The 13,051-nt window shown below is 33.5% G+C and carries 8 protein-coding genes and 2 tRNA genes; 5 read left to right on the top strand and 5 right to left on the bottom strand.

The annotated features are described in order from the left end of the window. The first annotated feature begins 15 nt into the window (after positions 1–15). Positions 16–954, top strand: coding sequence for a tRNA (adenosine(37)-N6)-dimethylallyltransferase MiaA (gene miaA / locus N3Z16_RS10910; RefSeq protein WP_410519633.1), 939 nt, complete (start codon positions 16–18; stop codon positions 952–954). Here the strand turns inward: miaA and N3Z16_RS03570 are convergent. After that, positions 917–992 (bottom strand) — tRNA-Lys (locus N3Z16_RS03570). The genes miaA and N3Z16_RS03570 overlap by 38 nt on opposite strands. A 221-nt stretch (positions 993–1,213) precedes the next feature. Here N3Z16_RS03570 and N3Z16_RS03575 point away from each other — a divergent pair. After that, the gene (locus tag N3Z16_RS03575; RefSeq protein ID WP_223939244.1) at positions 1,214–1,951 is read left to right on the top strand and encodes a 3-deoxy-manno-octulosonate cytidylyltransferase; all 738 of its coding nucleotides are present in this window, start codon (positions 1,214–1,216) and stop codon (positions 1,949–1,951) included. Positions 1,952–2,214: 263 nt separating this feature from the next. Then, entirely contained in the window at positions 2,215–5,610 is a 3,396-nt protein-coding gene (locus tag N3Z16_RS03580; protein ID WP_282486758.1) for a pentapeptide repeat-containing protein, read from the top strand. 509 nt (positions 5,611–6,119) lie between these two features. Here the strand turns inward: N3Z16_RS03580 and N3Z16_RS03585 are convergent. From N3Z16_RS03585 to N3Z16_RS03595, 3 genes are all read right to left on the bottom strand, one after another. Further along, positions 6,120–6,590 (bottom strand): hypothetical protein, encoded by a 471-nt coding sequence (locus N3Z16_RS03585; RefSeq protein ID WP_282486760.1) that lies wholly within the window; start codon positions 6,588–6,590, stop codon positions 6,120–6,122. Between the two features lie 76 nt (positions 6,591–6,666). Beyond that, the gene (gene queF, locus N3Z16_RS03590) at positions 6,667–7,497 is read right to left on the bottom strand and encodes an NADPH-dependent 7-cyano-7-deazaguanine reductase QueF (RefSeq protein ID WP_282486762.1); all 831 of its coding nucleotides are present in this window, start codon (positions 7,495–7,497) and stop codon (positions 6,667–6,669) included. Positions 7,498–7,521: 24 nt separating this feature from the next. Continuing rightward, positions 7,522–7,598 (bottom strand) — tRNA-Arg (locus N3Z16_RS03595). Between the two features lie 183 nt (positions 7,599–7,781). On the opposite strand from N3Z16_RS03595, the gene hscB reads away from it, so the two are divergent. Both hscB and hscA read left to right on the top strand, forming a co-directional pair. Further along, positions 7,782–8,285, top strand: coding sequence for a Fe-S protein assembly co-chaperone HscB (gene hscB / locus N3Z16_RS03600; protein WP_282486764.1), 504 nt, complete (start codon positions 7,782–7,784; stop codon positions 8,283–8,285). Beyond that, the gene (gene hscA / locus N3Z16_RS03605; RefSeq protein WP_282486766.1) at positions 8,272–10,086 is read left to right on the top strand and encodes a Fe-S protein assembly chaperone HscA; all 1,815 of its coding nucleotides are present in this window, start codon (positions 8,272–8,274) and stop codon (positions 10,084–10,086) included. The genes hscB and hscA overlap by 14 nt, the downstream gene beginning before the upstream one ends. Before the next feature lie 64 nt (positions 10,087–10,150). On the opposite strand, the gene polA is transcribed toward hscA, so the two are convergent. Then, positions 10,151–12,817, bottom strand: coding sequence for a DNA polymerase I (gene polA / locus N3Z16_RS03610; RefSeq protein ID WP_282486953.1), 2,667 nt, complete (start codon positions 12,815–12,817; stop codon positions 10,151–10,153). Between the last annotated feature and the right edge of the window lie 234 nt (positions 12,818–13,051).

The raw sequence follows: 13,051 nt of genomic DNA on the forward strand, positions 1-13,051 counted from the left end.
TTAGTAATCTAAAAAATGAATAAGGTAATAGTAGTTTGCGGCCCAACAGCCAGCGGTAAAACCCAATTTGCGCATTTACTTGCTAAAAAAAATAACGGCGAAATAGTTAATGCCGATTCGATGCAATTATATAAATCATTACCTATTATTACTTCTTCTCCTTCTCTGGAATTGAAAAATGAACTGCTATATCATTTATATAATTTCCTTGATATTAACTCGGAATATTCCGTAGCAAAATATGCTCAGATAGCGGCAGAAAAAATCAAGGAAATATCTACCCGTAAGAAACTGCCTATATTAGTTGGTGGGTCCGGAATGTATATTAATTCTTTAATAAAAGGATTTAGCTATATACCGGATATAGAGCCAGAGGTCCGCGCGCAGGTGAGAAGTTTGCAGCAATCATTAGATTCCAATGAATTTTTTGAGTTATTAAAAAAAACCGATCCTGTAATCGTTAATGTTTTAAATGCTCAGGACTCACAAAGAGTAGCTAGAGCCTATGAGGTTTTCCTGCAAACTGGGAAGTCCATATTATATTACCAAAAAAGTAATACCAAATTATTGGAGGGTTTTAGCTTTAGGGCTATCCTACTTTTACCAGATAGGCAGTTTTTATATTCAATGTGTAATAACAGACTAGAACAAATGTTTAAAAAGGGCGTAGTTGAAGAGGTAAAAAGCTTACTTAATGAAAAATGCAACATAAACGCTTTAGCCATGAAGTCCCTTGGCGTAAAAGAAATAATATCTTATTTAGAAAATAGGATATCTAAAGATGAAGCCATGGAGATAGCTAAAACCAGAACCAGGCAGTATGCCAAACGTCAGGTTACTTGGTTTAAAAATCAACTTCAAGAAAAGGATATAATAGAATTTTCGAACTACGAGGAATATGAGAAAATTTTAACAATGGTGAGCCCGCCGGGATTCGAACCCGGGACAACCTGATTAAAAGTCAAGTGCTCTACCAGCTGAGCTACGGGCTCACAAAATACAATATTTATAAGTACCAAGCAGATTTTTTATCTGTTTATATGAAAATACTGTTACCGCTCACCAATGTTTAAATTGTAAATACATCTTCTAAGAAAAAATGCGAAAATTCAACGCTTTTCAATACATTAAACTCATAAAATGTGTTTTACTTTATCGTGGAAAAACCATAATATGTCAACAACTATTTTTGTAGAAAAGGTTTAGAACCAAAATGTATTCGGATGCTGTAGTTATAATCCCTGCCAGAATTGCTTCCACAAGACTTGAAAATAAGCCATTGCAAATGATTGGGAACAAAACCATGATCGAGCATGTCGTCTCTAAGGTAAGCAGAATAGCGGTTGCTAAAGTTTTTGTTGCAACCGATTCAGAAGAAATATTCTCTCTTGTAACAAGCAAAGGTTTTTCTGCAATAATGACAGACAAGAATTGCTTAACCGGGACTGATAGAGTATACGAGGCTTTTAAGAAGCTCCCTCATTCCACTGCCATAAAATACGTTATAAACGTGCAAGGGGATATGCCTTTTATTGATGAGGCAATAATTCCTAAAATCATCGAAGGCCTAAAAACTGGACGATTTGATATAATGACCTCTGTTGTAAAAGTTGGTAAGGATATTGCTGGTTCTCCCTCAAATGTAAAAGTAGTAATAGATAAAAACAATAAGGCTCTTTATTTTTCTAGGTCTCTTGTACCAAGTGGAGCTTCAGAATTTCTTTATCATGTAGGAATTTACGGTTTTAAAGCTCCTCTCCTTGAAAAATTTGTTTTGCTAGAGCAAAGTGAAAATGAAAAAAGTGAAAACCTAGAGCAATTAAGAGCTTTAGACAATGGAATGACAATAGGAGTTTGTTATTCTAACGAGATTCCAATTTCGGTAGATACTAAAGAGGATCTAGCAAAAGCAAGAGATTTTGTAGTTAAAAACCCTGGGTACTTAACTTAAAAAAGTAATATACGACTATAATTTATACATATTGCTTGGAGATATTCTTGCAAGCAGGTCATATGTGTGGGTTTTAAGCCACAAATTGCGTTTCTTTTTAACTTCTTCTATCTTGAGTTATCGTGCGCTAATTTCTTTATAAGCTCCGCTAATCTCAATTTCTGCCTCTAAATTATATCTTTCGGTTATATAACTTGTAACTTGTTATTTAAATTATATTAATGCTAATCTTTAAATAACGAATTAACTTTATATAAATCGCTATGAAAACAGCAGAAGCAGATATTTTAGAAGTTGAAGATCCAGCAAAAAAAGCACGATCTCAAAAAGCATTTGAGGCTTTAAATCATATCTTTTCTGGAAAAGAAAATGGTTTAATAGATAGTGTTTTAAAAGATTATACCCCAGTAACAAAAATAGTTAATGGGCAAGAAGTTACCCAAGCTCCAGGTTTAAGCTTAGGAACAATTTTTAAAGCAATAGGTTTTGCCATAAGAAACCCCGGATATATTGGAAGCTTATATAACCTGTATAAATCTCCAGAAATAATTCAAGCTCCAACTTTCCAAGAAAAATTGTTAAACAATGACAATACTTGGAAATTTATAGGATATGTGGGAGAAAAATTGCCCCAAATTGGTAAAGTTCTTGATTATTTTAAATTTCCAGAATTTGCCGAGGGTAATATATTAGATAGTAAAGGGTTAAAAGCTTTAAGTAACGTACTTACTAGCAAAGAAGAGCAAGGAAAATTAAAGGAAATAGCGCTCGAATCAAGAAAGACTACCCCTGATATGAATAAAACAATCAATAATATCCTGGATTTAATGCAGAGCCAGGGGTTCTCTGATTACATAAATACCAAGGGAGTTGCGCTACAGAATTATATTGTTAAATCGCTACAAGCACAGAAAGGTATAGAAGGCCAGTTAAGTGCATATGGTTTAAAACCTGAGAATTTACAACAAATTACCAGTATAGTGCCAATACTCCTTAATAATCCAAAGACTTTAAAGAGCGTTTATGGCCAATTCAGTGAGGGGCGTTATACCGATATGGTTAAGGAGCTATTAGTACTGTCAAAAGATAAACCTGAAATTATTCAGTATTTTAAAGATAATCAGGATTTATTTGTTGGAGTTATTGATAAAATTGTTAAAACCACGCCGGGGCTAGAAGGATATGAACTTAAAGGCGATTTATATAAAATTGTTCCTAACTTGCTTAAACATCCTGATAAATTAATAAGCCTTATCGATCTTTATGAAAAGGGCAAATATCCTGATATAGGAAAAGAGTTTTTAGGAATGATTCAAGAAGATAAGGATTTAAAACAATATTTTACTGAGAATAGCGAATTATTTAAACGTATTCTAGTAGATAAAGCTATGGGTATGAAAAGCTATGGGGTAAAAGACGAAGTAGCTGAGATATTTACCCATATTATGAGCGAAAAGAATATTCCCAGAGTCCAAGGCCTTTTAGATAAACACAAAAAAGGGGATTGGTTAGGATTAGCTACGGATACATGCCGGATGATTGAAGAAGATCCAAATTTTGCTCAGTATATGAGGGATAATCAGGAGAGCTTCAGCAAAATAGTAACCGCGATAGTAGATTCTTATCCGGCTATTAAGACCTACACCGGTAATCTTCCTATAGGGGAACTGGCTGCTAATTTATTGAAAGACCCGAAATCAATTAGAGAAGTTATAGAAGGTTATCAGAAAGGTGGAGTTGCTATGGTAGCCCAAGGAGCTAAATTCCTTGCTAACAAAGCTCTCGATAGCCAAGCAAAAGGAGCAGTTCTAGGGATAGTAGGCAGTTGGGTATTTGGAGATGGAATCGGTAAACAGGAAGTTATTAATCGTATCCCTGAAGCCATAATAGAAGTGAGCCCTCCTCCAGAAGGTGTCCGTGTTTCCTTGAGCGATGCTGCAAAAGCAGTTATTGTTGCTGGGGATGACATAAGCAAAAAACAAGAATTAACTGCCTTAATAGAGCGAAATATATTATTTGACGGGGTAACTATTGGTAGCCCTGAAAAACAAGTTAAACTAGAGAATATAGATATAAATAATAGTTTTGTTAATAGCAAATTCACTAATGTTTCATTTGAAGGTTCTAAATTCACTAATGCTAGTTTTACCGGAGCGACTTTTGAAAATGTAAATTTTAGCAATACGGAACTAGATGGAATAACGTTTCAAAGCCTCATACCGGCCCTCAAGAGCGGTACAATTTCATTAAAAGGTGCAAAAGTAGTAGGGCCGATGCCATATGCTCTTGACTTATCTGATATTTCACTTCAGGGAATAGATTTATCCGGTGTGACCTCAATGGCTGGCGTAAATTTGAAAAATACCGATTTTAGGGGAACTGTCTTACCACGTGACGAAATGGCTTTAAGAGAATCGTATAACTTAACTTCTGCCACTTTTGACTCTGATATGTCTGATTTGCAAAAGAAAAATCAAAAATATATGATGGATTTAATTACGGATTCTATTATTTCTAGAGCAGAATATTTAGGGGATCTAACGTCAGACCCTAAATTATTACGTAAAAATATAGAAGAGTTATACATAAGCGACTCTCCTATGGGCGCAGAATTAAGAAATCTTACTAGTCAAAATCCGGATATCGTAAAGTACAAGTCTTTCCCGGTAGCATCAAGTACTTATAATAATACCTCTGATCTATCGACAACGGGGGCTATCATGACTTTATTATATGAGAATAGGAATGATAGTAATAATATACAGGCCAAACTCGCTGCTAATGTTATTGCTGATCAAGTTACAGAAAAATTATTCGGCCAGGGTGCTAATCGGGGTAAAGACGGATATATGATAAGAGAAGCATGCCAAATGGCTATACAAGCTTTTTTAAAAGAAAATCCAGAAATTACTGCTCATGGTTTGGTAAATAGAGAAAACCTACCGGAACTGGTAAGTGAGCTTGCTGCAGATATTCATAAAAAAACGAAATATACTACTGCAGGACTAGTTTCGGGAGGTATATACTTACCTGACGGAGCAATTACAGAGGAACTAATCGGCAGAATAGCAAAACAAATGAATGACTCTTACCACTTCAGCAAAGCTGAGTTAGAAGAGATTCATGAAGTAGCACAAGGTATTGGATATAATTTATTTTCTGGAGGAGAGAAAGGAAAAAGAAAAGAAGATACTGCTTTGATATTTGAAAGTTTGAAAGAAGTCATATTAGAAATAAAAAAAGAGCATGGTGGAATTGAAGTGGCTGATATCTTAAAAGAAAAAAGGGCGGAATTAGTCGGAGGAGTGGATTCAGGTTATTTTTCTGTTACCAGAACCGGTCTTACTAAAGAATATTATCAAAATACAAGCTATACCACTGTCGGACTTGCTTCAGGGGGGATATATTTAGACCCATCTCGATCAAAAGATCCTAATTTCTTATCAGTAGTAAAAGAGTTTATTGCAGGATTGGTAGGTAGCGACATCGCTAAAAAAGAAAAGACCGTGCAGGGTGAAATAACAACTGAAAAGAGTCTAAAGGAACTAGTAGGAGCAGTCGTAACATCTTCTGTTGAAGGACATATCAGTAGTAAAGGATCATCACAGACTTTTTCTCCAAAATCTCGTTCTTCGAGTCAAAGTCAGGTTGCTAAATAATATAAATCACGCATAGCAAAACCCTAAAAAAAGAGGAAAAATAACATCGTAGGCCATATCTAATGAGGTGGTTTGAAAATATCAATGAATTTAAGGATTACGATTTAGCTCAATAGAATTTGTTGAATCTGTACTGGAGAGAAGACATGATAAAAATAATCACTATTAATAACTTTTATTATTTAAAGAAGCTAAGTAAATGAATTATGCAGAAATTTCAAAATTGGCAATGACAAATAAATATATATAAGACTTATGAAAACCTTAAAGAGTCAGGAATAGAAAAATCTTTAAGAGCTTGAGTAGAGTTTAGTGTATCGCAAATAAAATGGGTGTATTTTTATTGTTGTAATATTCACATTGCTGAGACTCATAAAAACTCTAAACTAATAAAAGCAAAACATGGCAGCAAAAATAAGGTGCTGTCCTTTTATATATTGGTAAAACGGTAGGTAAAAGCATACCGTAAATATTTTCTACTTTACAGAATTTTAAGAGGTATCACCTATTTATGTTTTTATGCCCTTTAGGTTCTTATTAGTTAAAGCTTTTACATCATAAAAAAGGTCATCGTATATTTTTATTGCATTTTTGTAATTTATCTCAAAATTTTTGCGTTGAGATTCGATAAAATCTGCTGCTGTCTTACACTTTAAAACTTCCTGCCCCAGTTCCATATTCTGTTCAAAACCTCGTCTTATATTATTAGATAATTTTGTTATCATATTATCTATTATACTTCTTCCATCATTGTTTCCAGCCTGTGGGCTACACATAGACCCGATGCTGGCTTTCATAAAACTTTCCATTTTTTCTTTAACATCATCAGTTACAAAGCTAAAGGGAGGATTTAAATTTTTATTTGTTAAGTTATCGTTCCCTTCTTCTGAACCTTGAGAACCTAATTTTGCTGAGTTTATAGATCTTGCTGAAGTTTCTTTTACATCAGATATTTTTGTTGGTTTTTTGCTTTTGGACATTTTGTAAAACTCTGTTGATATATCATAATTAACTTAAGTAAATTATATATTAACTTACACTGTACATTCTATATCATTACTGCCTTACATCACGAATTTTGATAACTTCTGTGTTTTTTAGGCTCACGTTAGTTCTGAAGGGGCTAATATCAACCCCTCCTCTTCTGGTATATTTTGCAAAAACAGTCAATTCTTCCGGTTTACAATTTTCTAATATATCAACAAATATATGTTCTATACATTCTTCGTGAAAGCCATTGTGATCTCTGTAAGAAATTAAATATTCTAACAGAGATCGATGATCTATTTTTTTACCCTTATAACTGATCTGGATAGAGGCCCAATCAGGTTGACCGGTAACTAAACAATTAGATTTTAATAAATTTGAATATAAAATCTCTTCTACAATCTGCTCTTGATTGCTTAAATCTATTTTTAGCAATTCAGAAGTAACGTGGTACTTAGAAATTTCTACAGGAAGCTCATCAAGTAAAATCCCTTCAAAAATATTAAGTGGTTGATTTTTATAATGACTTAGTTTGTTTATATACACTTTTACCGGCGAACCAGCTATCTGGCTTAGATCGGATTTTATCAGATTGTATACTTCTTCTTGAGTGGCAAATTTAGTATTATTAAAAGAGTTTAAGTATAATTTAACAGATTTTGATTCTATTAAAAATTCTGAATCTGCCGATACCACAAAATACATAATTCTTACTTCAGGTTTGCCTTTTGAATCGAGCCAGGAGAGCTCATAACAGCTCCATAAATCATAACCATTAAAAGGCAGATATGATTCCTTAATTATCTTGGCTCTACCTAGACTCCTTTTTATAGGAAATAATAATGAATTATCGTAATCGCTTTTATATGATACTTGTCTACCAAGTAATATTTCTGACATATATTTTTTAATTATCCAATTAAATGGTGCATCTGATTGGATTTGAACCAACGACCTCTGCCTTCGGAGGGCAACGCTCTATCCAGCTGAGCTACAGATGCTTAAATAATTAAGCCTAAATTAATGTATAAAATCTTAAATGTAAACATTTAATCAGTCTCTGCTATTGTTTGGACTATCTAAACTAATTTGCTACTTTTCTGATCCGAACAAAACAAAAGCAAATATTGATTTCTTTTTATTACATAAATAATTTATAGTGAGTTAAAAATTGCGATTTTAAAATGAATTATTTCGAATTATTTGATATAGAGCAAAATTACATTATTGACCAAACGCGCTTAAGAAAACAATATTTAGCTTTGCAGGAGAAATACCACCCCGACAAGGCAAAAGATGAACTACAGCGTCATAAAAATGCTGAATACTCGATGTTTTCTAACGCAGCTTTTAAAGTTTTAAAAGATGACTATTTAAGGGCTGAATATATTCTAAAAACCAAAGGTGAAATCCTTGATGATGACAAATTAAAGTCAGTTTTATCTACTGCCCAACTGGAAGAAATACTAGAAGAATATGAATCAATAGAAAGCCTCAGCTGTAATTTATCAAGTTTATATGTCATTAAAAAGGATAAAATCGCAATTTGTGAAAAACTGGTGCATGATATAGGTATTGCTTTTTCAGAAAATAATATTAAACAAGCTCTTGATCTTAGTGTGCGGCTAAAGTATCTTACTAATTTAGTCAACAATATAAAGTTAAAGATTAAGAATGCAGATAATTGAAATTGAAGAACCTGGAAAAAGAGATTTACAAGAAGAAATAGTAGTAGGAATCGATTTTGGCACTACTAACTCTTTAATTGCTTATTCCAAGCACAACAATCCGCAAATAATTAACTCCGTAGGAAAAAATGGCCTTTTACCATCAGTTATATTTTATGACGACCAACTAGAAAAATTTTTAATAGGCAAAAATAGAGGGGAGAAAAAGTCTATTTCTTCCATCAAAAGGCTTCTTTCTAAATCATACGAAGAAATTAAATCGACGGAAGTTTTGGATAAAATATTATCAGATTTTGTGTTAGTAGATCATACTTCATCTATGCCGAAAGTTACATTTGGCACTACGAAGTATAGTTTTCCTGAATTAGCAGCAAAGATATTTTTATTCTTAAAGGAACATGCAGAGCAGGAGCTTGGAACAGCTATAAGTAAAGCTGTTGTATCAGTTCCAGCTTATTTTGATGATGCATCTAGGGGGGCGGTTATGCTAGCTGCTAAAATTGCTGGCTTTGACGTATTACGACTTATTGCTGAGCCGACGGCAGCGGCTTATGCTTACGGATTTCATAAAAAATCCCAAGGTGCTTATATGATCTACGATCTTGGAGGGGGTACTTTTGATGTTTCCATATTAAACATGGAAGCAGGAGTTTTGCAGGTTATTGCCACAGGAGGGGATAATTTGCTCGGCGGTGACGATTTAGATCATATTTTAGCTGAGCATATTGCCAAAGAACTAAATATTAGTTTAGAACCGGCTTTATATCTGAAGGCAAAGGAGCTTAAAGAGCTCCTATCATTCCAAAATAGCGCTTTCCTAAATTTTGGTAGTAAAAAGTTTAAAATTACAAGGGAAGTTTTTGAAAATCTTATTTCGCTACTAATTAATAGAACAATTAAAATAGCTAAAGATACTTTATTTGACGCTGATGTTAAACTTGACGGTATAATACTAGTTGGGGGGTCAACAAGGATACCGTTTATTGCTCAAAATTTAATTAGATCATTTGGCGTTGAGGTGTTCTCTGATATTGATCCTGATAGAGCCGTTGTTATTGGAGCTGCTCTCCAAGCAGAAAATTTGTCTTTAGCTTCTATCCGGAACTCGCTACTGATAGATGTCTTACCTCTATCAGTAGGTATGGAGTTATATGGCGGTATTGCTGAAAAGATTATCATGCGTAATACTCCGATTCCTTTTTCTATTACTAAAACTTTTACCACTTATGCGGATCACCAAACCGGTATGCAATTTCATATAGTGCAAGGAGAAAGGGAAATGGTACAAGATTGTAGGTCTCTTGCTAGGTTTGAACTAAAAAATATTCCAACTATGAAAGCAGGTATGGCAAAAATAGAAGTAACTTTTGCTGTTGATGCCGATGGTATTTTATCTGTTACAGCCAAGGAAAATACTAGCGGAATAGCTCAAAATATTGAATTAAAACCTAGCTATGGATTAAGCCAGACAGAAATAAATAATATGCTGGAGAATGCTTTTAAAAATGCTGAAGAAGATTATAAAATTAGGCTTTTGACTGAAACTCGAATTGATGCGCAGAATGTAATTGCAGGAATCACAAAAGCTATGAATGAAACCCCTGATATTTTAAATATTAACGAAAAAGAATCCATTATGGCTTTAATAAATTCTTTGCAGAATATTATATATACTAATAATCGGGATGAGATTTTAACCAAAATCGGGGAATTAAATAAGTCGGCAGCAGATTTTATCGAAAAACACTTAAATAGTGGAGCTAAATCTTTACTTGAAGGCAAACATATAAGTGATATTTAAGCTTTTTAAAAAAAGTAGCCAATAGGTGGCATCCAAGATAAGGAATAACGAATATTAAATAAAACTATATTTCTTGCCAATTATCGCCATGAGATATATCTACTTTAATCGGTACATCCAAGGCAATTATATTTTCCATGGTAGATTTTATTAATTTAGTTACTGATTCAACTTCAGATAGAGGTGCTTCAAATACCAATTCATCATGAATCTGTAAAGTCATTGTTGTTTTTAGTAAGTTTGCTTGTAATTTCCTATCTATGGCAATCATTGCCATCTTTGCAATATCAGCAGTAAGGCTTTGCATCGGAGCATTTATAGCTGCTCTTTCTGCAAAAGAACGCAAACTATGATTTTTGTTATTAATCATCGGAATATAACATCTTCTGCCAAGCAGATTTTCTACATAAAGGTTTTGGCGGGCAAAATTAATAGTATCTGCCATATATTTTTCAATACCTGGATATTCCTGAAAATATTTTGCTATATAGTCTGCTGCAGCTTTTTTAGTAATATTGAGATTTTTCGCAAGGCCAAATGAACTAATACCGTAAATAATCCCAAAGTTAATTGCTTTCGCGCTTCTTCTTAACTCTGGTGTTACTTTAGCCATTTCTACGCCAAAAATCTGACTGGCAGTTTGTTTATGGATATCCTCTCCTTTTGTAAATGCTTCTTTAAGAGCCTGTATATTTGCTACATGACTTAAAATTCTGAGTTCTATTTGAGAATAATCTGCCGAAATTAATTTATACCCTGCAGGAGCAATAAAGGCAGCTCTGATGTTATTACCTTCTGGCGTGCGGATTGGGATATTCTGAACATTTGGGTTATTTGAGCTTAAACGTCCAGTTGTAGTAGATGTTTGTAGAAAAGTGGTATGTAACCTACTAGTTATGGGATCAACTTGTTTAGGCAAAGCATCAGTATAAGTATTTTTTAGTTTTGTTAAATGTCGGTATTTTAAAATTAAGTCAGCAATTTCGTATCCTTCATCACTTAACTTCTCGAGAATTTCTACACCGGTGCCATAGGTTTTCGATTTACCGGATATTTTTGAAAACGGCAACTGCAACTTATCAAATAAAATCCCACCAAGTTGCTTTGGCGATGCAATATTAAATTCTTGCCCGCAGTATGAGAAAATCTCTTTTTCAAGCATCTCTATTTCTTTTTGAAACTCAGTTGATAATTTTTGTAAACACGTGATATCGATTTTAATACCGTAAGCTTCCATGTTATGCAAAATTCTACATAAAGGTAAGTCAATCGTTTTATATAAATGCAGCGTTTTCTGCCTAAAAAGCTGTTTCTGCATTTCGCTATAACATTCAAGAAAATATTGGGATAAGCTTATATCAGGCAAAGATTTATCGATATTTTTCTCGGCATAATAATTTATTATTTCATGAATGGATTTTTCTTTGCTACCTGCAGAAAGGCAATAATCCATAAGGTTTAAATCTTCGAAGCTATTTAACGGGCCAGAAAAATTTTTATATAAATTTTTTAAATTAGCAGTGATTTTTTTTATAGAGTAATTTGCAAATAATTCGTCAATAAAATTGTTGTGGTCTAATACTGTAGAATCATTTTTTGCATAAGAAAACAAATCTACTGCATAAGTTGATTTGTGCGGATTATAATTAAGCAAGTAAATTTGATTTTCTAAAGAAATAGAAACAGTTATATGCGAATCATTTTCTTCTAAAGTTACTGCTACTAAACCAAACCTTTCTATTTTGTTTTTTAACTCAGATAAGGATTGAGCTGAATTAATGGCTATTTTCTTGGGTTGGAACTCTTGTAGTGTCAATTCCTTTGGTATTTCAATATTAACCTTATTCTCAATTTTAATATTAAACAAAGTTTCAATTCTTTTATTTAGAGATTTAAATCCATATTTTGCAATAAATTCAATAATTTTTGATTCTTGCTTACCAGTTAACGCAAATAAATTCAGATTATAAGGAACTTCAACATTTTGATCTAGCCCTACTAGTTGCCAGGATAGAAAAGCTTGAGCTTTGTAGTTGAGCAATAAATCCCTTTGCCTATTATTTTTAACCTGATCTATACAGTTATATATACCTGCTAAATCCCCGAAATTATTTATTAATTCAGAGGCGGTTTTAGGGCCTATGCCTTTTACTCCTGGAATATTATCGGACGCATCCCCGACAAGAGCTTGCACTTCTCTGACCTTATTTGGTAACACCCCAAATTTTGCTAAAACATCCTCTTGGTGGACAAATTTTGACTTTACCGGATCATAAATTTTAACCCCATCATCCATTAGCTGTAGCAGATCCTTATCAGATGAAACGATAACAGCTTTAACATTATCATCGGTACAATTTTTTGCCAGAGTTGCAATAATGTCGTCTGCTTCAAACCCTTCCTTAGAGAGGACACAAAAATTAAGGGCTTCGGCTGCGCTTTGAACTATCGGTAGCTGAGAAAGAAGTTCTTCTGGAGCAGGGGGACGATGTGCTTTATATTCTTTAAACAAATCATGGCGGAAATTTTTGCCTTTACTATCTAAAACCACTACGGCATATTCTGCTCTAAAATCATTAATTATTTTTAAAAGCATCGAAGTAAAACCATAAATAGCTCCTACTGGCTGCCCGTCCGGCGACATAAGAGGGGGCTGTACATGATACGCTCTAAAAACAAAACCATATCCGTCAATTATTAGCAATTGCTTGTTTTGAGATTCACTATTCATAATATTTTCATTCTCATAACTCAAATTTGTACTACGTTTACCAACCCACAAAGCTTGCCTAGTATAGCTAAGTGGCTAAACAGAATTCAAGCTAAATATAGCGCGTTGGTAAAGATTGATAATATTGTTATAATTTGGCCGCAAGGCAAGCTTTGCATATCAAGAAACTTGCCAATAAACTGATATAGTTTGCTTGACAAACACCTCAGATTCGTTATCATGATATATGAGTTT

It is taken from the genome of Candidatus Megaera polyxenophila, from assembly GCF_029982035.1.
GTDB classification, from domain to species: domain Bacteria; phylum Pseudomonadota; class Alphaproteobacteria; order Rickettsiales; family Rickettsiaceae; genus Megaera; species Megaera polyxenophila.